Consider the following 26032-nt stretch of genomic DNA (forward strand, 5'->3'; position numbering starts at 1 on the left):
AAAAAGAAGAAAGAACTATTGAAAAAATATGCTAAATCTCAGAAAGATGAATTTAATAATTCACTTCCTTTTATCAAAGATTTATTTGAAGAATTGTTTGACTACCTTGATGAAACTTTAGAAACTTATGGATGTGATGATACTTTAAAATATACTATAGAGTTTTTAAAGAACAATGAATTACCTTTAGAAAATTCAATTGAATGGTTAAATGAAAATGGTGGTTTTTGTGATTGTGAAGTGTTAGCAAATATTGAGGATAAGGTATTAGACTAATTATATTTTTATAGAGAATAGTAAAATTACTGTTCTTCTATTATGTCCAATAAAACATTAGTTTTCTTTAACAATTCTTAAAATTTCACTTTAGGGACTAGTTACATATTTAGAATAAAGTTAATGCCATTAGAATCTAAATACATGGATTCTAATGGCATTTTTACTTAATATAAAAATTATTTCACAGGAAAGCAGACCTCTGTTACAAAGTTAGCTGGATTTTTTTCTTCATAAGGTCCAACTAAGTATATGTTAAACATTGGTCCAGCTAGTTCAATATTATTTTGATTTGACCATGAAATTATAGATTCTGTAACATCATTTATTTGATTATATGAACCTTTAAATACACAGCTAACTATTTTCTGAGCAGGAACTTCCTTAAACTCAACATTTCCAACTGAGTTTCCTAATTCTTTTACTGAGATTTGTATTTCAACATCAACATCAGATTCTTTATACTCCCCATCATGGAAGATAGCCGTTGAATAACAAGGGTAAGCTATTTTAATATCTGGACCAGAGTTCATAAGTTCTCCCCAAAGTATTCCTTCCATATTGTAGCTTGGTATTGTTTTTCTTAAACTAGCAACCTTTCTGCTAGGCATCTCTTTTGAGTTTACAGTATATTTCATTAAATAATCCTCCAATTCAAATCTATTAATTGTATTTTCTAAAAGTCTTAATTTCTCTTTTATAAGTTCACCTTCGTGAATTAGCTCTTCTTTTCTCTTTAAAAGTCTTTCCTTTACTAAGTCAGATTCATTACTTGAAAGTAACCCCGAGATTGTATTCAAACTGAATCCCATAAACTTTAAAGCTGTTATTTTATTTGCTTTATCAAGTTGTGTTTCTGAATAATATCTATATCCATTAGATTCATCTATTGTATCTGGAATCAAAAGTCCTATTTCGTTATAATGTCTAAGCATTCTAATGCTAATACGAGTGAATTTTGAAAAATCGCCAATCTTTATCATCTTATTTACCTCACATATATATGTTATTTCTGAGCTCATTTTTATTATAAAGTCTACCATAATGATAGAGTCAATAATTAATTTAGATAAATTTTAATATAGCTAATCTATGGGTAGAATTTAGCATTTATTTTTAGTCAAAATTTAAGAACTTATTTAATTCTTAATTTTTGTCTACGATATTTTTATATGTTTTCATAGACACCTTAAGGTAAAATAAACAATTTAGATAGATTTAAATATATGTAAGTGGCTTAAACTATTTATAATAGTAAATCTCTAAACTTAAATAATGTAGAATGCAAAGATGAAAGAGAAGAATTTAAGTTAAAGGATGTTTATTTAGAAATATCATCTAAAGATAAAACTAAAAAATATGAACTTAATAGAGCAAATTCATATAGAGTATCATTTAAGAAAAAAGATTTGACTAGGAAGTTATAAAAAGAATTCAATAGCTACATATAAAAATAGATTAGTTAAAAAATAGAAGTAAATAATCAAAATAAAACCGATAGCATCTAATATAGAAGCTATCGGTTTTAGTTTAATTATTTATAATCTTAGTAAAAAGATCTTTTTGATTTATAATATAGCTTAAATTTATAACTATAGAATTATTATATCCAGGTCCAGGTTTATTATTTGATGTAGAAGAATCAAATAAAGGTGCCTCAGAGTTATTATTTGAAAATAACTGTAGGAAAAGTATCTTCCCATTTGAGTCATGATAAACTATTAATTTACCATTGCCTTCTAATATGATTCTTTTATTAGAATTTTTAAAACCCTTATATTTATTCATTATATCATCTTTTGTTAGAGATGGATTTTTTTGAACATCTTTAACTATTGATAGATATGTATCATATAACTTTTTATCTGCACCATTATAATTTATATTATTTGATATTTTTTCTAAAGTATTTAAGTTTTTAGTATCGATAAGTATTTTAAATGATTTATCTTCAGCGACTTCTGGATAATTTTTTAAATATGAGCCGTATAAAGTAACTTCATCATTTTCTTTAGTGTCTTTATAATTTAAACTAGATAGTTCTTGAGTTTCTGATTCATATTTTAATGTTAAATATTTTGATCCTTGTCTAAATATTTCTTCACCTTTAGATTTATTATCTTCTTCAGGTGTTATATTTACAAGCTTTAAAATATTTTCAACATCAGATTTAGTCATAAATTCATTTAACTTTTTCTTTTCAATTATATCAAAGTAGCCTTGTTGAACTTCACTTAACGTATCTTTACTTGTGACAATCTTATCTTCATTACTTTTAGCACTAGACTTTGCACTAGTTAAAAATATTGGAGATGCCACTACTAAAATTAATACCCCAACTAAAGTAATAACTATACCATTTTTCTTTTTATTTTTCATAAATTTTATATTCATAATCCTTTTTTCCACCCCTTTTTTATCATCTGCCATGCTAATTATATTTGGATAAAATTTTAGCTTATTAACTTTTGAAATTACATTTAATAATGTAATACCATAATTGTTATACTCATTATGTTCTAAACTAGAAAGTACTTTTTCATCCGTAGCAAGTTCAATATCTTCTCTTATTTGTCTAAATAAATACCATAAAAATGGATTGAACCAGTGTATTGATTGAAGAACTATTAATACACAATTCATAACATTATCTTTTCGTTTGAAATGTGATAACTCATGTAAAAATATATATTCTAGTTCTTTATCCTCTAAATCAATAATACTTAAAGGAAGTACAATAGTAGGTTTAAAAATTCCCATTATAGCGGGAGATCGCATTGTATCACTCAAAATTAATCTAATACTAGATTTTACATTCATTTTTTGTTTCGATTTAAAAAATAATTTTTTGAGTCTTGAGTCTAAAGTTATTTGATTTTTTCTTAAGTTTTTAATTAATAGAATATACGAAAAGCTAAAAAGTATAATAAATCCTAAACATACAGTAATCCATATATGACTTAAACTTAAGTTATTATTTATAGAAGTTTTTTCTATAGGAATTATAGGATTATTTCTTTCTATATTTTCATTAATATCTTTGTTTGTACTAATATTTTCAGTTTTATGTACTGGTTTATTTATATTGCTTTTATTTTTTGATATGTCCGTGTAAATAATATTTTTAGTTTCTATTTTGTTGAATATACTAAAGTTACTTTGTGGACCAAAAGGAAATATAAGTTTTATAATCAATATCATCCAAATTAAATAAATCCACTTAGGTGTTAATTTATTTTTAAAAATAAATTTAATAAGCAATATAAAAACACCAATAACACTTGCATAAAAAGTACTTTGAATTATAGTTTTAAATAATTCATTCATATTATTTTGCTCCTCATAACAAACCCCCTAGTTAAAGATTACAATTGTAATTCTTAAGCTAATATTACACTTGTAATCCAAAAATGTCAAGGTAAATTATTCTAAATAATATAGATAAAGTAAAGCCGATAATACCTAAAATAGATAATATCGGCTTTTAACCATATGAAAAAAGTTAACCTTTATATAAGTGGTTCATAAAATTGAATGATGTATACTTTATATTTATAACTAAAATGGACTGAAATTGCATTTTTATGGATTGAAATTAATAACTATATATATAATTATTTTTTTAGTAAAATATATATTATAGAAACTAATAATTCTAAAATAAAATAAAAAATAATAAGATATAAAGTGATTATTTATAAGGTTTAATTGGGGGGCTAATTTTGATTAAAATTGAAACCGAGAGATTAGTAATTAGAGAGTTTTTTAGTAGTGATTCAAAAGCTTTAAATAAAATAGAAAACCAATTACATATTTTAAAATGGATGCCAGACTTTGAAAGCACCCTGGGTGAAACTATAAGTTGGATTGATTGGAGGGTGGGTCAGTATCTAAAATATAATAGAGAAAATCCTACTGTAATGTTGGGAATTACTTTAAAAAAGACTAATCAATTAATAGGATTTATTGGAATTGACTCTAAAGAAGAAGTAAATAATGAGACAGAAATTGCATACTTTATAGACCATGACCATCTTAATAAAGGATATGCAACAGAAGCTAGTCAAGCTATTATAAATTGGATTTTTAAAAATAGTGATATAGAATTTTTAATGGCAATAATTCAAATAGGAAATCAACCATCTCAAAGGGTAATTGAAAAAGCAGGATTTGAAAAATTAGCTACTAAAACCTTATTTGTATTTGGAGAAAATGAAGATAGAGAATTTTATTATTATAGATTATACAGAAATAATTATTATATATCTTTTGAAAATGATAAGTAATTAATATATTTTGAATTTAATAATGTAGAGCATTTTATAACTTTGGGCTATAATAAAATATATAGGCTATTATAAGTCTATATATTTTTTATAAAAGGAGAGAAATATGAATATACTAAAAAGTAATTTTAAAAAATTTTTAGTAGTACCAATATATACTCTTTATATATTAATATTTGGGCTTTTACTAGGAATTTATTTTGGAAATGATCCTTGGGAGAAACTAATTTCTTGGAAAAACAGATAAAAATACTTACTTTGTGTAGGTATTTTTTTATTTTTTAATGATTTTAAATATATAATAATACGTTAATAAAATATCAAAATATCCTTTATGACCAAAACTTATTTTAAATTTCCATAATATTTTAATGTATTTAATTTGCTGATACCATTTAACCATAGCAAATAATTATCAAAGAGGAAGGATGATATTAATGAATTATTTTGAAGAAATCTTAAAATTACATGAGGAAAAAGTTGGTAAAATTGAAGTGAAGATTTTAAAGGTGTTTTAAAGTAATTTAAAATGTTAATATTTATGATAATAACAAGATTAAATTAATAATTTATAAAAATGATAGATTAAGTGAGACAATATAAATTATAATAAAAGATGACAAATTTAGGAAATATATACTATAGTATTTTCAATACTATTTTTAGGAGGACATTAATGAATAAATTAAAAGACTTAAAGTTGAAAAATCAACTTATTATTGTTACATATATAATGATTTTTCTTATTATTATAATAAAACCAACGCTAATACCAAATACTTTTAGGAAATTAATAACTGCATTTAAACCATTTATAATAGGTGGAGCAATTGCATTTTTGATTAATATTCCTATGAAACTTATTGAAGAAAAAATAGTAAAGCCTTTAGGTAAAAAGTATAAATATTTAGAAAAAATGTCTAGAGTTATAGCTTTGATATCTGCACTTACAATTGTTTCTGTTTTAATAGGTGCATTTATAAATTACATAGTGCCTCAGTTGCTTGATAGTTTAATAACTTTAACTGATGGAATTCCAGACTATATAAAATCACTGCAAAATTACATAACTGAAAATTTAAATAAGTTAGACGTAATTAAATATTTAAATACTGATATACCATCACTAATTCAAAAGGGATTATTATATATTAGCAATATTACAAATATGATTATATCTAATTTATTTAACTTTACACTTGGTATAACTAATTTCTTTGTAAATTTATTTTTAGCTGTAATAATAGCTATATATATTTTACTTAGTAAGGAAAAACTTATTCTACAATTTAAAAAATTAATATACGCTTTTATTAGTGAAAAGAAATGTGAAAAGATATTATATGTACTAAAGTTAACTAACTATAAATTCTCTAGATTTATATTAGGGCAATCTACAGATGGGTTAATACTAGGAACAGTATTTTTTATTGCACTTTCATTATTTAAAATACCATATGCACTGCTTATAAGTATATTAATACCTATTTCAAATTTTGTTCCAATTTTTGGTACATACATAGGTATAGCCATATCTGCATTTATAATTCTTATGGTAAAGCCTACAGCAGTAATATTATTTTTAGTAATAATAATTACGATACAACAAATAGATGGTAAATTTATATATCCAGTAGTAGTAGGCAACTCTTTAGGTCTTTCATCTTTATGGATATTACTAGCTATAGTTGTTGGAGGTAATTTATTTGGAATTTTAGGAATGTTATTAGGAATGCCACTTTTAAGTGTAGTGTATGAACTATTCTCACAAACTGTAAACAAAAGACTTAAAAATAAGGATATAGATATTTCTTAAGATTTTGAGATAATATATTATTCTATAGATGATTCATTAATATAATATACAACTAAATTAATATTTTAAATGGCCTATTTATAGGTCATTTTTTATGCGTATTTGGGATAATTATGAAATGTTAATAAAACGTAATAAATGTAGTCATTTTAAAGTAAGACTTCTTTAATAAAATAAACATATAGAATTTATAAAATTAAAGGAGGAGATAAAAAATGAAGTATATACTAATGGCATTTCAAATTTTTCCATTGTCACTACTAATAACAGCTATAATTTATATTATAATTTGCAAAATAAAAAATATTAATATTAAAGGTCGCAATAGAACAAAGGCATTATCAGAGTTTTCATTAATAGGTTTTTTCGTAATGTTTATATACGTTACACAGATAATGGATTTTAATGGAGGTTTAGGGAGTGGATTAAATTTAAAACCACTACATCCATTTTATATATCTGCTAAATATGGAACAGTTAATGGAGGTATGATAAGCCAAATATGGTTAAATGTATTAATGTGTATACCTTTAGGGATTTTATTACCTATTGTATTTCCAAAACGTTTTGATAGATATTTACCTGTATTTATAGTATCTTTTGGACTAACTTTTGCTACAGAACTTATACAGTTATTAACAGGTAGAAGTGCAGATATAGATGATATTATTGCAAATACAATTGGGGGATTATTAGGGTTTGCAATTTATATTTTTTATTATGGTATGCGTTACTTATTTAATAAAAAGAAAGGTGATAATACATTTAAAATCTCTAATTACAAATTAAAAGTTGTTATTTCGATAGCTATTTTACTAATAACATTTAGCCCTTTTGTAGTAATAAATATCATAGAGTCTCAAAGTGAATTTGGACATGTATATTATGGACATTTAATGCCAGAGAAGATTGTACTTAATAAGAATATAAGTACATCAGATACAAAGTCAGTAGTTTATAAGATTTATTTTACTGAAAGCCAAGAAGAAGTAGGAAAAAGAATAATTAAAAACTCAGGATTTAAAAACTATAAATTTGATAAAATTGAAGATAACACAATGGTATACAGTGAAGATGATAGCAAATCCATCTATGTATATAAAGATAATACCTGGAACATAACCTATGGAGTTGCAAATAAAGTAAATAAAAGAAAACTACCAAACGAAGAAAATGCTACTAAATTAGCAAAAACATATTTAGATAAATTTGAAATTGATACAAATAAATTAAAATATGTAAAGCTTGGAACTGATTATGGTGATGATAACTTGCATTTAATATTTGAACCTATAGAAGAGAAAAATAGTAAAATAAAATCTGTAGGTGAAGTAGTTGTTGAGATAGGTGAAGATGGGAAATTATTTGGAATAAGTGATAGACGAGTACAAGGAAAATATTATAAAGAGGTAGATATAATAAAACCAGAAAAGGCAGTTGAAGTTGCAAAAGATGTTGGTGTTGGGGATACTATGGGAACAGCATATATTAATGATATTAGACCTTCTTACTATGTACAAGAAGAGACAGGATACTTAATTCCTACATGGAATATTAAAGGAAACATTACTTATCCAAGTGGTCAAACTAGTGAGTGGAATCCTAATATAGAATCAATAAAATAGTTACAAATAAAACAATCTTTTATAAAAATTTAAGATTTATAAAAATAAGTTACTTAAAAGTGCCTAATTGTAGCTTATTTATTTAAGGATTATTATGTATTTAAGATAAATAAAGAAAAAATACATTAAATAATTTAGGGAGTTGGTTATATGAATTTTGATAACAAAGACACAGCATTAGTACTTGTAGATCCACAAAATGAATTTTTACATCAAATGGGAGCTGGATACTCATTAGCAAATGATGTTTTAGAAAATAATAATACTATAGAAAATATAGAGTCTCTACTTAAAGCTTCAAAGTCAAAAGGATATAAAGTATTTGTATCACCACATTATTACTATCCACATGATCACAAGTGGCAATTTGGTACAAATGGTGAAAATATGATGCATGGTATGAAAATGTTTGAAAGAAAAGGTCCATCAGATGCAGTTGAAAAAGATTCAAGAGCAGATATATATGATTCATTTAAACCATATATAGAGGATGGAGAAACTGTAATAGCAAGTCCACATAAAATATTTGGACCTCAAACAAATGATTTAGTATTACAATTAAGAAAACAAAAAATTGACAAGGTAATACTAGGAGGAATGAACTCAAATATTTGTATAGAATCACATATGCGTGATTTAGTTGAACAAGGTTTTGAAGTTTATATAGCAAAAGATGCTACTGCTGCACCAGGAATGGATGCTTATAAAGCAGCTGAAATAAACTTTGATATGTTATCAAGTGGATCACTTACAACAGAAGACGTTATAAGCAAATTAGTATAATAAAAAAAGCTATATCATTGATTTGATATAGTTTTTTATTATTATTTGAATAACTCTTTTAAAATTATAAAGATTTATATTAGTAAAACTTAGGATTTTATATAATTTATTTGATACAAGTCGATAAAGGTTATAAAATAAAGAAGAGGGAGGGGATCGCATGAAAGAAAAATTTCGTTCTGCTTTAGGGATGTCATATTTTATATATGTAGCACTTTTTATATCAATTATAAATAAAGCAGTACAAGTAGGATTATTTAAAGATAACAACCCTATAACGCAGATATTTGGAAAGATAAATTTTGAATCACCAGTAGGTGTAGGAAGTACCTTATTCTTTATTATTTTTTACTCGATTACTTTTTATATTGTAAAATCAGATACTGACAAAATAATAATATGTGAAGATGAAAATATAAAAAATAAAATTCACAAAAAGTTAATTATATATAAGATAATAATAGTGTTAACCATTGGGTTCGGAACATATATAACCTTAGCTTCTAATAATATAGACATATTATTTACAAGTATATTTTTGATAATAGATAGTGTACTTATTCTTTATGCAAAAGAAGGATACTTAAAATCTTATTTATACAATAGACAGGTTCAATGGTCTAAAGAAATAAATAATGAAGATACTGATAAAGATACTTATAAATGGAGAAAAAAACGTAAGTTTAATGGATATGTAAAAATAAACTCAAAGCATAGATATATGAATATACTTAAGTATATTCCAACAATTATTTTTGCAATAGTTTTTATGATGCCAGATTCGATTTTAATAAGACTTTTAATGGGATATATTTTATTATTTAATATTGCCGCGGTAATAGAAAATTTATTTAGTCTTTATACAAGTGCTAAAGGAGTATGTACATCAGTTAAAGAGTGTACTAATAAAGGAAACCACTACTATAGGATAGTTGTTACAGACTATGAAAATAAAACAGAGATGGAATTTAGAATAGAAGAACTATTTAATATATGTGAAATGGACACAGTAGAAGTGGTATATGGAGTGTTTAGTAAAAGATGTATAATGATAAATAATTTTATTAATATGCCAAAGAAAAGTCTTAAAAGTACCTATTTTTCATTATTTGCATTTTTGGTAATTATAATAGGTATATTTATAAAAGCTTTCACACTGCATACAAACGAGTATGAATATAACAATGCTACATACGAAGATACTGAATATAAAAATGATATAGAATATATGAATAATCCAGATATAGTATTAACAGGACAAGAAATTTTAGATTTATACGAAAATACTAAAAAAGATACGCTTAATTATGAAATTTTTCATCCTGAAGAGTACTATGTAGAATCTACATTCAATACATTTGAACATTATGAAGGTATGGTTAAGAGACAAATAGTAGATGAAAAAAGGTATGGACAAATTTTATATCCATATTCTTATGATAGCTATGACAATAATATAACTCTTCAAAGAGAAAGTGCAATGTATTTAACAAGTTTAGTGCTACCTTCAGATGCAAAGGAAGAGAGGTCGTTAGTTAATGAAGGTTATGGAATAGAGAGTAGAGTTTATTCATCTAGTAGAGGAACTTTTGTAGTTAGAATGCAAAGAAAGCAATACTTTAATGGTACAGAGCCTTATTATAACAAGGATGAAATAGTAGATATTAAGTATCTTAAACTTATAGAATAAATAATAGTTAATCTTATCATAAGTAAGGGAACATGATTTTAGAATATAAATAATAAAAAGAACAGTATAGGATAAAAAGTGCTGTTCTTTTTTATTATTTTCATTCATTTACATTATTTCAACTAGTTTTGAGATATGCACTTTTTAGGACAAGAAAGTTCACATGCTCCACAATCAACACAAGCTGATGAATTTATTATTCTTTTTTTATCTTCTAATTGTGCTATACATCCGACTATACATACTCTTTCACAGGTTCCACAAGCTACACAATTAAATTTATCAATTATTCTAGGCATAGTAGACTCCCTTTATAAAGTCTGTTTACAAGAGTTAACTGTAACTTCTAATACTCTTGTTAAGAAAGGAAATTTATCTCTCATCATTTTAAAGTTATCCCCATCTTTTAAGAATTTAGCAGTTCCCTCAAGTAAAAATCCAGTTCCCATATATCTATAGCCCATTACTTCGTGGCTACCTAGCGTTAATTTAACATTAGGATTAATATTTATATTATTCTCTGTGTTTATCATTGCAGCAGCTGGAATTAATATTTTATTTTCTTCTACAATAACTAGATAGCTATTCCACGTATTTGATACATGAGCCTCATTATTTGCACAAGTAACAATAGAAACAACCCCTTCATTATTTAAAACCTCTAAAAATTTTTCTGTAAACATTTTATATTCCTCCTTAAATTATAGATAAATATTATCGTCGATAAATATTGTCTGGAATTATAATATAATAATTTTTTTAATGTGTCAATAAAAAGTTCGCTTTGCTCATGTCGCTCAAGTAGTTTGACCACACGTGGCTCAAACGGTTTTGCCCGTTGATAAAAATCTTATTTTAAGTTGAATACAAGTAAGGTATCTTGAATCAAATTTAATAATAATGTATGATAAAGGTATTATTTTTTAAAGGAGCGTAAAATTAAATGAAATTTTCAGTAGGAGTAGAATATGCACTACATTGTTTACTATATATGGTTAATTTAGAAGAAAATAGATCAGTTGGAATTAGGGATTTAGCAACATTTCAAGGTATATCAGAAAGCTATCTGTCTAAGGTATATGCAAGATTAAGTAAATCTGGAATAATAAAATCTGTACCAGGAGTAAAGGGAGGATATGCATTAGCCCGTAGTGCAGATAAGATAACATTTTGGGATGTTGTAGAAGCTGTAGAGGGAAGCGAACCATTCTTTCAATGTGCAGAAATAAGGCAAAATAATGTATTACTAGATAAAGATAATTTACCAGATACACATACTAAGTGTCCTTGTTTAATAAAGGTAGTAATGTTAGAAGCTGAAAATGAAATGAAAAAATATTTAAATAATAAGACATTAGAATGGCTATATAATCAAGTATATAATAAGATACTTCCAAAAGAGATGGAACAAGCAACAATCGAATGGTTTAAAAATACAAAAAAATAATATTATAAATATGATTATATTAAATAAACCTATAAAATAAATTCAAGTTACATTAAGTTTGATATTTATTTAATTAGTAAATTTATAAATACACCAACAGGTGGGAGGATAGGCCATGAATAAAGAAGAACAACTAAAAGAGGGTTTTAGGGATTTGTATAGCAAGATGGATTGGCTTAATAGACTTAAGATGGAAGAGGCACTTAAAGGATATAAGTCTTCTGAAATTCATTGTATGGAATATATTGAAAAAAATACAGATTCAAATGTGACAAAGCTTGCAGATGCTTTTTATATGACAAGAGGTGGCATAAGTAAAATAATCAAGAAACTTATAAATAATGGACTAGTGGAAAGTTACCAAAAGCCAGATAATAAAAAGGAAATATATTTTAGACTGACTGAAAAAGGAAAAGAAGTTAACAAAGTGCACGAGAAACTGCACAAAGAATTTGAAGAACGTGATAAAGTAATACTTGATCAAGTAACTGAGGAACAATATGAAAGTATATTTAGCTTTATAAAAACCTATAGTAACCATTTAGATACAGAAATAAAGAAAGTGCGTGAGGATGTTAAATCCAAATAAAAAATGCAGCCTAACTTAATTGAAAAGAAGGCTGCATTTTTTATTATCATCATTTTGTTGACAAGGAAACAAAATGGTGATACGATTGATATGTTTCTGAGGAAACAAAAATCAAAAAGGAGAAACACTAACTATGAATAAAAAGACAATATTATCAAAAGATTTTTTACTTGTTGCAGTAGGGCAGATTATTTCTCTATTTGGCAATCAAATATTAAGATATGCACTCCCCCTTTATCTACTAAATAAAACAGGTTCGTCTGTATTGTTTGGTAGCATTATGGCATCTTCCTTTATACCTATGATTTTACTCTTCCCTATAGGAGGTATAATTGCAGACCGTTTTAACAAAAGAAACATCATGGTAATTCTAGATTTTAGTACGGCAATACTGATTTTTATGTTTTATTTGCTATCAGGTAAAATGGATATTGTTTTACTAATGGCGATTACACTGATTATTTTATATGGCATACAAGGTGCCTATCAACCAGCAGTTAAGTCAAGCATACCTACTTTGCTAGATAAAGAGTATATAATGAAAGGAAATTCAATTGTTGATGTGATTAACTCTTTGGGAAATATGATTGGACCAGTAATTGGTGGTATACTATATTCAATTGTGGGATTAACACCGATACTATATGTGAGTATAGCTTGCTTTTTTCTTTCAGCACTAATGGAAATGTTTATTAATATTCCATTTGAAAGAGAAAAAGTAAAAGGTAATATACTATCTGTAGGTTTTAATGATTTAAAAGAAAGCTTTACATTTATGTTTAAGAAGAAACCTGTTCTATTGAAAGTGTCTTTAGTATTTTCCTGTGTAAATTTATTACTAACTACTTTAATTTTAGTTGGATTACCAGTCTTAATTACACAGCACTTAGGATTTGAAGCTAACAAAGCTAATAGACTTTACGGATACGCACAAGGAGTAATGGCTTTTGGTAGTATATTAGGAGGTTTGCTTGCAGGAGTATTTTCAAAGAAATTGAAATTAAAAACAAGTCCACTGCTTCTAATAGGATGTTCATTATCTGTATTAATAGGAGGCATCGCGTTACAACTACTAAAAGATCCAATAAAAATTTATATTGCATTAGTACTTGGAGGTGTTTTACTATTGATATTTTCTACATTATTTTCTATTCAAATAATGACATACCAACAAATTTTAACACCAAAAAATTTAACTGGAAAAGTAATTTCATGTGTTATGTGCATCTGCATGTGCACAAATCCCCTTGGTCAGTTTATTTATGGTGTTGTATTTGATAAAATAGGAAACCGCATGTATCTTCCATTTTATGTAGCAGGATTTATAATGATTGGAATTAGCATTTTTACTAGTCATATTTTCTATGAAATTGACGGTCATATGGAAGAAAAAGCAAATTCTAATTTATAGAGTAGATAAAATGATAAATTTAAGAATTGAAAGTATTAATCTTGGTCGGATGGGTATTTTTTTCTTTATTTTTAATCTCTATATCAAGAAAAATAATATTAATAGAAATTCTAACTCATTTGAGTTTAATAAGAACATATATTTTAAAATTATTTAAGATTCAGAGTGGAAATAATTGATAAAAGTAGTTAAGTATATTACACTATGATTTATAAATGAACAAAAATTCATTCATAAAAAGGAGATATACATGCCTAAGACGAAAATACAATGTGAAGAAATAAGAGAGAAAATGAATAAAAAAATTATAGAAGGTGCTATTATTTACTTTGCAAAAAATGGTTATGCAGGTACTAAAATTAGTCAATTAGCAAAGTCTATAGGGATTGGTCAAGGAACATTATATAATTATTTTACTTCTAAAGAAGAGTTATTTCTAGAAATACTAAAGAAGCTTAAATTACAAAATGAAAGTGGATTTGAGAACTTAGCGAAGGTACAGATAGATGCAGAAAGTAAAATAAAGTTAATTTCAGAGAGTATTATTAAAGAAATTGAAAATAAGACTATTACAGCATACTTATTTGTACTAAATATAAGAATGATAGAAGAAGGTACTATTGATAATGTATTTACAAAATCTTATGAAAATGTGCCTACAAAAATACTAGAAGATATTATTTTACAAGGCCAAAGTGAAGGTCGTGTCGTTAATGGAGATGCTTATAAATTAGCGGACTATTATTGGAGTGTTGTTCATACATTAGCCCTTATGAATATAAATAGTAAACAAAATAAAAATATAGATCAAAATTGGTTGGATAGAATTTTATTAAAAGATAGGTAGGTGAAAAATTTGCTAGATTTAATAAAAGGTATTAGCGTTGAGGTAGCAGGATATTTAGCGGTTACTATGTTAGTATTAATTATTATAGTTCATGGACTGATTATATTAAAATTATTACCTTATACATGGATAAATGGAGGAAAAAGTATATCCTATGAATCACAAAGAAAACAATCTATATTAGGAATAATAGTATTAACAATATCAATAGTATTATTACTTGTTGCAAGTGAAATCATTACTGTTAGCATACCAAGTATATTATTTAGTATAGTACATATTGTATTGTGGATTATGGTTATACTGCTTGTAGTTAGTACAATAATGCAACTTTTGGGAACACATTTTGAAAAATATGTAATGAGTATAATAGCGTTTATATTATTAGTATGCGTGCTTAGGATTGCGATATAGATAAAACTATGGAAAGCGTGCTGTATAGAGTAAAGTATGTAAAACCGTATCACAAATAAGTGATACGGCTTTTTATTAATAAACTATGCTTTAAATCTTATATTTAGTATTTAAATTACTATTAAGCATGTTATCTGCCTAAGTTTAATATATTTCTCATTTAATTTTTGATCCAAAATCGGTGCAGTTATATTTCAACTTCAATTTCAGATATATTTAATGCTTTTCCACCTACCAGCACCCCAACAATCTCTTTATTTTTAACTTCTAAGGAAATAATTATTTCTGAAGGTTTTTTCATTGAATAACCTTGTTCAATAACTATATACTCAGTATTGTTGGAATTGATTTTATCATATTTAAACAGATAACATGCAAGAGCTCCGTTGGATGTACCAGTTGCAGACTCTTCTGGTATTCCGTAAAGAGGTGCAAAATTTCTGCAGTGAGCATCTGAATTATTAAGTGAATCTAGTGTAAAGATATGATAACCAACAGCATTATATTTTTTGCTAATCTCTTCTACCTTTTTAAAATCTGGTTTTATCGCTGTTAATATTTCTATATTTTTGATAGGAACAATGATGTCTCTTAAACCAGTAGATACTATTTGAACTGGTAAATTTTCTTCTATTTCATCTAGAGTAATATTCAAAGAATCTGCAATTTCTTCTTTACAGATTGTTTCGTAAAAGGTTGGAAGGTTTTGATTCATTATGATTGACATATCTTCTTTTATTTCTATATTTAAAATTCCTGCCTTAGTTTCTTGTGTGTATATACCGGGCTTTATTTGACCTAGACTCAATAATAAATAATAAACTCCTACTGTAGCATGTCCGCAAAGGTCTACTTCTTCAGTAGGGGTAAAAAATCTTACCTTAAAATCTGCAAGATCTGACTTCATTACATAGGCGGTCTCACTAAAACCAATTATACCTGCAATTTTTTTCATATCATTTTCCAAGAGATGATCAGCATTAAACACAACCGCGGCAGGATTTCCTCCTTCAATGGATTTTGCAAATGAGTTTAATGTAAAAGCTTTTATTTTCATAATACTAAATCTATCTCCCTTCATGAACTTTATAGTTTTTATAAGTTATAAAGTACTTTAACATTTAACAAGAAAATCCTCCTAGTAATAAAAAATCATAAATTATTGATTGATGATTAAGTAATGTAACTATCAGTCTAATAACTTTAACTTTAATTTTTATGTGATTAAAAATACGTTAAAAATTTAATGGTAAACAAATTCTTTACCAATGAAAATAAAAAATATATACATGCTATAATGGTTTAAACCAATAAGCGAAAGGTAGATGAATAGATTATGAAAGAACAACACATAATTGAAGTTAATAAAGACATTTGTATTGGATGTGGTCTTTGTAAAAATGATTGCCCAGTAAATAATATAGTTATTAAAGATAAAAAATCAGTAATAAAAAATCAAGATTGTATAAAGTGTGGGCATTGTGTAGCTATTTGTCCCACAAAGGCTATTACAATGACGGGATTTAATGAACCGCCGATTGAATTTACAAAAGAGCCTACTTTAGATCCAAATGAATTGTTAATGGCAATTAAGTCAAGAAGAACAATACGTAAGTTTAAAAATAAAGAAGTACCTTCAGAAATTATAGAGCAAATTATTGAGGCAGGTAGGTTTACACCTAGTGCTAAAAATGCACAAGATGTATCATACATTGTTTTAGGTGATGATAAAAGTAAGTATGAAGAAATTGCAGTAAAATTTTTTAGAAGAATAAAACCAATCGTAAGTCTTTGGATGAAAGATGCGAAAGAAGTTACCATTGATGATAATTTCTTTTTCAAAAAGGCACCTATTGCAATAATGGTAGTAACGAAAGATAAGATTAGTGGTTCACTTGCAGCATCAAATATGTCATTAATGGCAGAGTCTTTTGGACTAGGTGTACTATATAGTGGATTTTTTACAAGTGTAGTAAATAATTCACCAAAATTACGAAAACTTTTAAATCTAAAATCCAAGGGTTATGTGTTGACAACTCTAGTTCTTGGATACCCAGATGTGAAATATAGACGTACTGCACAAAAAGAGACTGCGAATGTCAGATATTTATAAATGTTAAGGAGAACTTATGGAAAAAGAATGTCAGGAAAGATTAAAAGAAATAACATCTAAATTTAAAGTATGCCGTAAAGCTATTTCTGCTATGGGGGATGAAACTAGACAGTTGATTCTACTTACACTTTTGGAGAGTGACTTTAATGGAATTCGAGTAGGCGAAATCACAGAGAAAACACATCTATCTAGACCAGCTGTATCCCATCACCTTAAAATACTAAAAGAAGCAGAAATTGTGAATGTACGTAAAGAAGGTACAAAAAATTATTACTATCTTGATTCAAAGGAATCTCAGTGGGAAATATTAACTGAACTGATAAATCTTATATTTACTGGAATACAACACATTAGTAAAGATGATTCAAGGAAAGAGGAATAGATTAGTATAATTAAAAATTATGTTTAAATAATTAAGAGAGTAATAGGGTCAAGTTTAAATAGTAATACACCATTTAAACTAGACCCTATTACTAATATTGTATATTTATTTTGGACAGACATACCTTATCATACCCATACTATTTTTGCCATATTCAATAGCCTCTTTTGGGCATCGACAAATACATGCCATGCAATGAGTACAATTATTTCCCCAGATTGGTTTCCCATTTTCAAGTTGAATATTTCCAAGTGGACAGACTTTTTCACATTTTCCACAGGAAATACAAGCATCTGTTATATAAAATTTTTTAGAATGAACAAATAGTGGATAAAAAATATCATTTACTAAACCACTGTTGAATTTATCCTTAAATGTTACGTGATGTTCTGGAAATGCTAGATTATTTCTAATGTATTGTGCTGTATCTGATATTATCTGCTCGGATTGTTCTATTATCGCTAGCGCCTCATTTTCATCAGGTGACTTAAAAAGTGCGATATAATTTTCAGGCATTATTATAGATTTACATCCCTTATAATTCATTCCTTTTGATACGCATAGTTTCTTTAGATATTTGTCGGCATCTCCTTTTGAACCTCCACAGGTCATTACAAAGTAAATATCGCGATTTCCACATAATTTTGTTTTCATAAGCCACTCATGAACAATACGGGGAATACGCCATGCATATGTTGGTGCAACAATAACCCATGGTTTATCAGAAGTTAAATAGGAATAATCACAATTTCGGATTTTTCCAAAGAGATTCAATGATTCACCCTCAATCTCTTTTTCAATTCTTTTTGCTACATAGGCACTGTTGCCCGTGCCAGAAAAATACATAATCATAACCTCAATCACTCCTTTAGTAAATTAATTTCAAAAATTTTAATTAATTTAGTTTATCTCTATCTATACTTATTATATTTTCTACCATAACATTGATTTTTTTGTTAGTATTTGCTAAATATTATAGCAGACAAAATAAATATTAGGGTATTAGTAAAGAAATTCGTTACCATTAAGATAGCAATATCTATTATTGATCTTAAGCTAAGTCTAGCAGGCATAGCTTTACAAAAATTTATGAATTATCATATAAAAGTTTCAGTTACCATAGAAAATAAGAATAAAATTCAAGGAAGATTTAAAGAATTACTTAATGAACTAAACAAGTCAAATGATTTTAGAGTGTTTAATAATATTAGAGATGCTGAAAATTGGATTATAAATGCTGATTAAAGGTTAGAATGTTTTGCTGTAAAACAGCCTTATACGAAAATTTAATCTTTCATAGAAAGCTGTTTTACAGTGATTTTTGATTAGTATCTGTAGTTAGATTCAGCAGATTCTGCATCTGCTTTAGTTTTATGAACTGTATCACGTGGATGCTCAGGTGGAGCATAGATAGCATATAATTTAAGTGGTTTATTTCCTGTATTAATTACATTGTGCCATTTACCAGCAGGTATCATGATAGCGTAGTCATCAGAGATTTTTCTTTGAAAATCCAAATTATCTTTACTATCTCCCATTTTAACAAGTCCTTCACCTTCTTCAATACGTATAAATTGATCACCTGTTGGATGAACTTCTAAACCTATGTCATCTCCAACATTAATGCTCATTAAGGTAACTTGTAAATTATCTCCCGTCCATAAAGCAGTACGAAAAGTATTATTTTGCTCAGTAGCCTCATCAATATTAACTACAAACGGTTCAGAACCATAATCCTTCAATTTAGTAAATGGTCTCTTATATATTGGTGTTTTATGTGGGTACATATTATACATTTGTGCGTTACCCCAGAAAAGGTATGGGTACATATTATACATTTGTGTGTTAACCCAGTAAGGATATGGATATGGCTTAGGAATATTATACATATTTATCTCCCCTTTTATATACTTTATATCATTATATGATATATGTTTAGATAAGATGATTGGCTAACAATTTTAGTAGAGTAAGGCAAGAATAAGTATATCACAAGTAACGTAGCATGCTTTATAGTATTGCTATAAGACTATCTAAATACAGAATATATTATCGAAAAATGTAAAAATTGGTTATTGTAAAATAAGTATTAAAAACATATTTGTTTCATGATAAAATTAATTTAAACATAAATAAATATTAGAATTTATTTATAATTTAATTTATATGGTAGGGAGATAAAATGAATAAGAATACAAAAAAAATAGCATCAATTGTACTAGTAGCATCTTCTATAACTAATGTGTCTACAATAGGAGTATTTGCAGAGGAACTTACTAATAATAACTCAACAAAAACCGAAAACATAAGTACTAAAGCTTTGCAGGAAAAAGATATTGTAAATATACCTGATGAAAATTTAAAAAGGGAATTAAATTATGCATTAAGTCAAAAAGTAGATTCTAATATAACAGTTAGACAATTAAGTAGTTTAAAAAAATTACCGTTAAGCAATAAAGAAATAAAAAACCTTGAAGGTCTTCAATATTGTACAAACTTAACTGATTTACAAATATTTAATAATCAGATAAAAGATATAAGTCCATTAAGTAGCTTAGGAAATTTAACAAATTTAAGTATGTTTAACAACCAAATAAGCGATATAAGTGTATTAAGTGACTTAATAAATCTAACAAATTTAAATTTAGGTGGAAACCAAATAAGTGATGTAAGTCCATTAAGCGAACTAACAAGCTTAAAAAGCTTAAGCTTAAGTAGAAATAAAATAAGTGATATAAATGCACTAAATAAATTAATAAATCTAACAGATTTAGACTTAGAGGGAAATGATATAAGTAATATAAGTTTACTAAGTGGACTAACTAATTTAGAAAGGCTAAATTTAAATGAAAATAATTTAACTAATACAAATGGATTAGATAAGTTAATTAATTTAAAGAACTTAAGTTTATGTGAGAATCAAATAAATGATATAAGTTCATTAGGTAAATTAACAAGCTTAGAATCTTTAGGTTTACACACTAATCAAATAAGTGATATAAGCTCATTAAGTAATTTAACAAATTTAAATTCTTTAACTTTATTTACTAATCAAGTGAGTGATATAAGTCCATTAAAAAATTTAAAAAAGTTATATCATATTAATGCTCGTCATCAAAGCATAGTATCACCAACAATAGTAAGTCAAGCAGGTGAAAATATATCTGTTAAAAATGAAGGGGTAGGTATGGATGGTGAACCTATAGTACCTAAATATATATCTAATGGTGGTATATTAAATAAATCAACTAACTATATCACTTGGAAAAGTGCGAATATATCAAATGTAGATAGTGTATCGTATGATTTTGAATATTATGATAAAGAAAATGTTCAAATATTTGCAGGTAAAGTTACTCAACCTATAGAATCAGTTTCGGAAATTAAAATAAAAAATCCTATTTCTGGTATGTATGTAGGTAATAATCATAAATTAATAGCAAGTGTAAATGAAAAAGATGTAGAAAATGTGACTTGGTCAGTAGATAATGAAGATATAGCAACTATAAGTAAAGATGGTATATTAAATGCTAAAAAGCCAGGTAATGTCACTGTAACTGTTAAGTTAAATAATAGTGACATAAGTAAAAGTATTAATGTAGAATTAGTAAACTTTTATGACAATACAAATATTCCAAGCATAGTTAAAGATGTTATAGATATAAATGTATTTACTCCTATATATTCTGATGCTAATGGAACACAAAATAATCCAGTTATATTTAACTTAAAAAATAATGCAACTTTAAGTGATGTAGATAAATTTATAAATGATATATCAAATTTATCACCAAATATTTTAGAGTCTAAGGTAGAGGGTAATTATACAATATATAAAATAAGAATAACTTCAGATAGTAAAACATCAAATTATTCATATATAGAAATAAAAATAGATAATAATATGCCAAATGCTACTGAGATAAATCAAAAGATAAATAAATTAAAAGAGTACAAATCTAAAATAAATGAATTAGTAGGAATCAATAGATTTGATACGGCAGTTAAAGTTAGCCAAACTGGATGGAATACAAATGAAAATGCAGTTTTAGTTAATGCTAATTCATTAGCAGATGCATTATCAGTAACACCATTTGCAGCGCAAGAGAATGCTCCAGTATTGTTAAGTAATTCAAATAGTTTAAATCAAGCTACAAAAGCAGAGTTTAAGAGATTAGGTGTCAAAAAAGTTTATGCAATAGGTGGAACTACTGCTATTAGTGAAAATATAGTTAATGAACTAAAATCAATGGGTGTAACAGTTGAAAGAATATCTGGTAAAGATAGATATGAAACTTCACTTGCTATTGCAAATAAATTAAATAATGTAAATAAAATTGCAGTAGTAAATGGAGAAAATGGATTTGCAGATGCAGTAAGTATAGCACCAGTATGTGCAAGAGATAATATGGCAATAGTTTATACTTCACCTAGAAATGGTCTTAAAACATTTGAGAATTATATAAAGAATAATAATATAGCAACAAGTTATGTTATAGGAGGAACAACAGTGCTTCCAGATAATTTAATAACAGAACTTAAAAATCCTGTAAGAATAGCGGGGTCAAATAGAAACTTAACTAACTTAAATATAATAGAGAGATTTTTCTCAAATACAAATCATAATAACCAAACAGAACTTAACAATATATTTGTAGCTAAAAATGGTTATGGAAGTCCAAATGATTTAATAGATGCATTATCAGTAGGGGTATTAGCATCAAAACAAAATGCACCAGTAATGTTAGTAAGTCCAAATGGATTAGATAAAAATCAATCTACAGCACTTTATTATACATTTTCAAAGCAACTAACAAAAGTTGGAGGAAATGGAAATGAGACAGCGTTTGAACAATTAAAAAATCAAGTGAACCATATAAAATAATAATATTAGATTAATATATAAAGAAGAGTTTAAAAATAACTCTTCTTTTTTTTATAATAATATATCTATTAAAATAGATTATATAGAGAGTTAAAGAATGTTATACAATTAACGTATATTTAAATCAAATAAGGAAAGATAGAGAAACTTATATGTACAAAGAACTGCTAAGCATAGTATATAAAATTTATAAGGAGATAAGTATTTTGAAAAATAATTGGTTTACTGTATGAATAAACCATAAATTTAAATTTTTAAGGAGGAGATTTTTATTAATAGAGTCAAAAAATCCAAGATACAATATATTTTAATAATAGGCATTTTATCAATTTTGAGTATATTGGCAATGTTAATACTATTTATATATGATTTTATAATATTAATGCCTATTATATCTATAATTTTACTTATTCCAGGTAGAGTTCAAGGATATTATTATAGAAATCATTTTAAAGGCAGAAAACTATTAAATAAAAAGGATTATATGAAAAGTATTAAATATAGTAAAGAATTTATAGAAGATATAAGACTAAATAATTGGAAAAAGAAGCTAATATTCCTTTCTTGGGGTATTTATAGTAAAGATATAGAAGCAATGACATTAAATAATTTAGGAGTAGCATATTTAGAATTAGGAGATTTAAAAGTTGCAAATGAGTATTTTAATGAGGCTATAGAAATAGACTCACTATATTGATTACCATATTTTAATCTTAGCATACTAGGAAATGTTAATGGAGATATAGAAATGTCAAAAATATTTTATAAAAAATCGGTTGAGCTTGGATTTAAGCAGACGACATTTGATAATGTAATACAAAAAGCACAACAAATCTTAGTAGAAATAGAAGGTTAATTAAGAAGGGACTTTTGTTTATATGACTCTTATTTACTTTATACAATATTAAACTTTAACAATTTTACAGTATAAATGATATTATTATTTAGAAATACTAAAAATCTAGTGTGATAGAGTAAAATACGACCATTTGTAGTATAAAATAAAAACCGTATCACAAGTAAGTGATACGGTTTTTTATTTAAATTAATAATTAGATTTAACTATAGAAAACCTAATCTTATAACATCATTGATCCTATAATACCGAATATTAAAAGTGGTATATTATAGTGAAGGAATGTAGGAACGCAAGTATCCCAAATATGATCATGTTGTTTATCGGCATTAAGACCTGCAGTTGGTCCGAGAGTACTATCTGAAGCAGGAGATCCAGCATCACCTAAAGCACCTGCAACCCCTACTAATAATATGATAGCTTGTGGGCTAAATCCTAAACTAAGTCCTAATGGGCAATATATTGCAGCTATTATAGGTAAAGTACCAAAAGAACTTCCTATACCCATAGTTACTAATAGGCCAACTAAAAGCATAAGTATTGATCCTATAAGCTTGCTATCTCCAACAATACCTGTTACTGAAGCTACTAAAGCTTCTACTGAACCAGTTTCTCTTAATACACTTCCGTATCCTGCAGCTACAAGCATTATAAATCCTATAAGCCCCATCATTTTAACTCCACCATCTAATAAATCATCTACTTCATTGAATTTAATAGCGCCTGTTAAAAATAGTACAATAATTGCGCAAAGGCCACCTAGTGGCAGAGAACCTGTTTTAATTTGCACAAAAAATGCAGTTGCAGCACCTAAAAGTGCACACCAGTGTCTCTTTGTCATTTTTTCATCTATTTCATTTTCATCTATTCCGTCTATTGCTACATCTTTATAGTTTCTTGGTTTTCTATAAGTTATAAATACTGCAATAAGTAATCCTAAAATCATACCTATTGCTGGTATCCACATTACACTAGTAACCATGTTTGTTGTAGTATCAATTCCATTTGCAATCATTTGATCTCTAATAATATTTTGAAATATTAGACCAAATCCTACTGGAATTGCTATATATGGTGTTTTTAATCCGAATGTTAATGCGCATGCAACGGCTCTTCTATCTATTTTTAATTTATTCATAAGTTTTAATAATGATGGAATTAAGATTGGTATAAAGGCTATATGTACCGGGATAAGATTTTGAGAAAAACATGATATAAATGCGATTAATAATATTAATGTTAATTTTTTTCCTTTTACTACTTTAGAGATTTTTCTTGCTAATATTGAAGCTAAACCTGTTTTACTTACAGCTATAGCTAGTGCACCAAGTAAAATATAACTTAATGCAGTTTCTGCGTTTCCACCCATACCTGAAACTAGTGTTGACATTGCATCTGCTATAGGCATTCCTGAACAAACCCCAGCTACTATTGCGGATATTAGTATAGATAATAATACATTACATTTTAACAAACAAAGTATTATCATAACTGCAATAGATATTACTACCGGATTGAATAATACCATACAACATCCCCCTTTTTTAAATTTTCGGAATTTTTTATATTTTTAATTTAATTAGATTATATCACAATTTATATAGATAAGTGTGTTTTTTATAAAAATAAAAAATTATTATTATATTCTAATTTTAATATAGATGTAAAGTATAGTTGACATTAAATGTAAAGTATAGTTGACATTAAATGTAAAGTAAACTATACTAAAAATGTAAAGTTTAGTTTACTTTTATAGAAAGAGGGTTAGTATGAAAAATAACATTCAACAACTAAGAAAGGAAAGAAAAATCACTCAAGAAGAGCTAGGAAAAATGTGTGGGGTATCAAGACAGACAATAATATCTTTAGAAAATGGGAAGTACAATCCATCTATAATGCTAGCTCAGAAAATATCTGTTATTTTTGGCTGTATAATTGAAGAAGTATTTATATTTGAGGAGGAAGAATAAATGAATACAGTAAAGAAGAATATTATATATTCAAGTATATTATTAGTAGTAGGAGTTGTACTTTTAATAATATCATTAATTGGTGCATTACCGGAAGATTCTCTAGGAAGTACAGTATTTGGCATGGGATGTGGATTTACAGCAGTAGGATTAGGAAATACTGTATTAGGTTTGAAAAACTATAAAAATCATGAAAAAACTGAAGAAATTGAACTAATTGAAAACGATGAAAGAAATATATTGTTAAGAGAAAAAACTAGTGCGAAGGTTTATTTTATATTTTCTTATATTGAGTGTGGAGCAATACTTTTAGCAGCACTTTTAGGATATAAAGAAATAAGCTTAGTATTATCAGTTTTAGTTCTAGGCCAATTAATAACATGGATATTTGTAGCAAATTATTATTCTAAAAAATATTAATATTATAAATGTCTTATTTAAAGGATACTAGCGAGTATATTATTTGAATAAACCTTAATGAAAATTAAATAAACGATAAGACAAATTTGAAGAAATAAAAGAAAATAAGCTTCGCATAATAAGATATAGAGAACCGTATTACAAATAAGTGATACGGTTTTATTTTAAATTGTCGTTGACATAGTAAAAATTAATTGCTATGCTTATTACATACCGAACGAA

The 26032-nt window shown here is 26.4% G+C and carries 26 protein-coding genes and 1 pseudogene; 19 read left to right on the forward strand and 8 right to left on the reverse strand.

Features of this window, described 5'->3' with window-relative positions:
• Nucleotides 1-18 precede the first annotated feature (18 nt).
• On the forward strand, nt 19-276 hold the full coding sequence (locus JWF52_RS05000; RefSeq protein ID WP_286184014.1) for a DUF2695 domain-containing protein: 258 nt from the start codon (nt 19-21) through the stop codon (nt 274-276).
• A 179-nt stretch (nt 277-455) separates the two neighbouring features.
• Here JWF52_RS05000 and JWF52_RS05005 read toward each other — a convergent pair whose 3' ends face one another.
• On the reverse strand, nt 456-1259 hold the full coding sequence (locus JWF52_RS05005; protein WP_208332240.1) for a MerR family transcriptional regulator: 804 nt from the start codon (nt 1257-1259) through the stop codon (nt 456-458).
• A gap of 547 nt (nt 1260-1806) precedes the next feature.
• Nucleotides 1807-3603: a M56 family metallopeptidase gene (locus tag JWF52_RS05010; protein WP_208332241.1), complete on the reverse strand. Its 1797-nt coding sequence runs from the start codon at nt 3601-3603 to the stop codon at nt 1807-1809.
• A 395-nt stretch (nt 3604-3998) separates the two neighbouring features.
• Between JWF52_RS05010 and JWF52_RS05015 the strand changes: the two genes are divergently transcribed.
• From JWF52_RS05015 to JWF52_RS05040, 6 genes are all read left to right on the forward strand, one after another.
• Nucleotides 3999-4562 carry a GNAT family N-acetyltransferase gene (locus tag JWF52_RS05015; protein WP_208332242.1) on the forward strand — a complete coding sequence of 188 codons (564 nt, stop codon included), beginning with the start codon at nt 3999-4001 and terminating at the stop codon, nt 4560-4562.
• Between the two features lie 106 nt (nt 4563-4668).
• Nucleotides 4669-4809 carry a hypothetical protein gene (locus tag JWF52_RS05020; RefSeq protein WP_208332243.1) on the forward strand — a complete coding sequence of 47 codons (141 nt, stop codon included), beginning with the start codon at nt 4669-4671 and terminating at the stop codon, nt 4807-4809.
• Nucleotides 4810-5238: 429 nt separating this feature from the next.
• Nucleotides 5239-6378, forward strand: coding sequence for an AI-2E family transporter (locus tag JWF52_RS05025; protein ID WP_208332244.1), 1140 nt, complete (start codon nt 5239-5241; stop codon nt 6376-6378).
• Between the two features lie 215 nt (nt 6379-6593).
• Nucleotides 6594-8003, forward strand: coding sequence for a VanZ family protein (locus JWF52_RS05030; protein ID WP_208332245.1), 1410 nt, complete (start codon nt 6594-6596; stop codon nt 8001-8003).
• A gap of 150 nt (nt 8004-8153) precedes the next feature.
• On the forward strand, nt 8154-8786 hold the full coding sequence (locus JWF52_RS05035) for a cysteine hydrolase family protein (RefSeq protein ID WP_208332246.1): 633 nt from the start codon (nt 8154-8156) through the stop codon (nt 8784-8786).
• Between the two features lie 160 nt (nt 8787-8946).
• Nucleotides 8947-10476: a hypothetical protein gene (locus JWF52_RS05040; RefSeq protein WP_208332247.1), complete on the forward strand. Its 1530-nt coding sequence runs from the start codon at nt 8947-8949 to the stop codon at nt 10474-10476.
• Nucleotides 10477-10598: 122 nt separating this feature from the next.
• On the opposite strand, the gene JWF52_RS05045 is transcribed toward JWF52_RS05040, so the two are convergent.
• Nucleotides 10599-10775 carry an ATP-binding protein gene (locus JWF52_RS05045; RefSeq protein ID WP_208332248.1) on the reverse strand — a complete coding sequence of 59 codons (177 nt, stop codon included), beginning with the start codon at nt 10773-10775 and terminating at the stop codon, nt 10599-10601.
• A gap of 12 nt (nt 10776-10787) precedes the next feature.
• A complete protein-coding gene (locus JWF52_RS05050) occupies nt 10788-11159 on the reverse strand; it encodes a pyridoxamine 5'-phosphate oxidase family protein (RefSeq protein WP_208332249.1) in 372 nt (123 codons plus the stop codon).
• A gap of 260 nt (nt 11160-11419) precedes the next feature.
• Between JWF52_RS05050 and JWF52_RS05055 the strand changes: the two genes are divergently transcribed.
• The 5 genes and pseudogenes from JWF52_RS05055 to JWF52_RS05075 all read left to right on the forward strand — a co-directional run bounded on the left by JWF52_RS05055 (nt 11420) and on the right by JWF52_RS05075 (nt 15184).
• Nucleotides 11420-11923, forward strand: coding sequence for an RrF2 family transcriptional regulator (locus JWF52_RS05055; RefSeq protein WP_208332250.1), 504 nt, complete (start codon nt 11420-11422; stop codon nt 11921-11923).
• 115 nt (nt 11924-12038) lie between these two features.
• Entirely contained in the window at nt 12039-12512 is a 474-nt protein-coding gene (locus JWF52_RS05060; RefSeq protein WP_208332251.1) for a MarR family winged helix-turn-helix transcriptional regulator, read from the forward strand.
• Nucleotides 12513-12630: 118 nt separating this feature from the next.
• Nucleotides 12631-13923, forward strand: a pseudogene (locus tag JWF52_RS05065) (MFS transporter); the annotation flags it as partial.
• 250 nt (nt 13924-14173) lie between these two features.
• Nucleotides 14174-14770 (forward strand): TetR/AcrR family transcriptional regulator, encoded by a 597-nt coding sequence (locus JWF52_RS05070; RefSeq protein ID WP_208332253.1) that lies wholly within the window; start codon nt 14174-14176, stop codon nt 14768-14770.
• Between the two features lie 9 nt (nt 14771-14779).
• Complete coding sequence (locus tag JWF52_RS05075) at nt 14780-15184, forward strand: hypothetical protein (protein ID WP_208332254.1); 405 nt, start codon at nt 14780-14782, stop codon at nt 15182-15184.
• Between the two features lie 187 nt (nt 15185-15371).
• Here the strand turns inward: JWF52_RS05075 and JWF52_RS05080 are convergent, their stop codons facing one another.
• Nucleotides 15372-16241 carry a PhzF family phenazine biosynthesis protein gene (locus JWF52_RS05080; protein WP_208332255.1) on the reverse strand — a complete coding sequence of 290 codons (870 nt, stop codon included), beginning with the start codon at nt 16239-16241 and terminating at the stop codon, nt 15372-15374.
• A gap of 279 nt (nt 16242-16520) precedes the next feature.
• On the opposite strand from JWF52_RS05080, the gene JWF52_RS05085 reads away from it, so the two are divergent.
• Both JWF52_RS05085 and JWF52_RS05090 read left to right on the forward strand, forming a co-directional pair.
• Nucleotides 16521-17297 carry a nitroreductase family protein gene (locus JWF52_RS05085; RefSeq protein ID WP_208332256.1) on the forward strand — a complete coding sequence of 259 codons (777 nt, stop codon included), beginning with the start codon at nt 16521-16523 and terminating at the stop codon, nt 17295-17297.
• Nucleotides 17298-17313: 16 nt separating this feature from the next.
• Nucleotides 17314-17679 carry an ArsR/SmtB family transcription factor gene (locus JWF52_RS05090; RefSeq protein ID WP_208332257.1) on the forward strand — a complete coding sequence of 122 codons (366 nt, stop codon included), beginning with the start codon at nt 17314-17316 and terminating at the stop codon, nt 17677-17679.
• Nucleotides 17680-17784: 105 nt separating this feature from the next.
• On the opposite strand, the gene JWF52_RS05095 is transcribed toward JWF52_RS05090, so the two are convergent.
• Nucleotides 17785-18531, reverse strand: coding sequence for an EFR1 family ferrodoxin (locus JWF52_RS05095; protein ID WP_208332258.1), 747 nt, complete (start codon nt 18529-18531; stop codon nt 17785-17787).
• 111 nt (nt 18532-18642) lie between these two features.
• Here JWF52_RS05095 and JWF52_RS05100 point away from each other — a divergent pair, with 111 nt between their 5' ends.
• Nucleotides 18643-18924 carry a DUF4180 domain-containing protein gene (locus tag JWF52_RS05100; RefSeq protein ID WP_208332259.1) on the forward strand — a complete coding sequence of 94 codons (282 nt, stop codon included), beginning with the start codon at nt 18643-18645 and terminating at the stop codon, nt 18922-18924.
• Between the two features lie 80 nt (nt 18925-19004).
• On the opposite strand, the gene JWF52_RS05105 is transcribed toward JWF52_RS05100, so the two are convergent.
• Nucleotides 19005-19568 carry a cupin domain-containing protein gene (locus tag JWF52_RS05105; RefSeq protein WP_208332260.1) on the reverse strand — a complete coding sequence of 188 codons (564 nt, stop codon included), beginning with the start codon at nt 19566-19568 and terminating at the stop codon, nt 19005-19007.
• A 293-nt stretch (nt 19569-19861) separates the two neighbouring features.
• On the opposite strand from JWF52_RS05105, the gene JWF52_RS05110 reads away from it, so the two are divergent.
• Nucleotides 19862-22564, forward strand: coding sequence for a cell wall-binding repeat-containing protein (locus JWF52_RS05110; RefSeq protein WP_208332261.1), 2703 nt, complete (start codon nt 19862-19864; stop codon nt 22562-22564).
• 331 nt (nt 22565-22895) lie between these two features.
• Complete coding sequence (locus JWF52_RS05115; RefSeq protein WP_208332262.1) at nt 22896-23261, forward strand: tetratricopeptide repeat protein; 366 nt, start codon at nt 22896-22898, stop codon at nt 23259-23261.
• 382 nt (nt 23262-23643) lie between these two features.
• Here the strand turns inward: JWF52_RS05115 and JWF52_RS05120 are convergent, their stop codons facing one another.
• Nucleotides 23644-24948, reverse strand: coding sequence for a Na+/H+ antiporter family protein (locus JWF52_RS05120; protein WP_208332263.1), 1305 nt, complete (start codon nt 24946-24948; stop codon nt 23644-23646).
• A 241-nt stretch (nt 24949-25189) separates the two neighbouring features.
• On the opposite strand from JWF52_RS05120, the gene JWF52_RS05125 reads away from it, so the two are divergent.
• Together JWF52_RS05125 and JWF52_RS05130 are read left to right on the forward strand one after the other, a co-directional pair.
• Nucleotides 25190-25390 carry a helix-turn-helix transcriptional regulator gene (locus JWF52_RS05125; RefSeq protein WP_208332264.1) on the forward strand — a complete coding sequence of 67 codons (201 nt, stop codon included), beginning with the start codon at nt 25190-25192 and terminating at the stop codon, nt 25388-25390.
• Nucleotides 25391-25810: a hypothetical protein gene (locus JWF52_RS05130; RefSeq protein ID WP_208332265.1), complete on the forward strand. Its 420-nt coding sequence runs from the start codon at nt 25391-25393 to the stop codon at nt 25808-25810. It begins immediately after the preceding gene.
• Nucleotides 25811-26032: the final 222 nt, after the last annotated feature.

Source organism: Clostridium sp. CCUG 7971, assembly GCF_017590215.1.
Taxonomy (GTDB): Bacteria; Bacillota; Clostridia; order Peptostreptococcales; family Peptostreptococcaceae; genus Faecalimicrobium.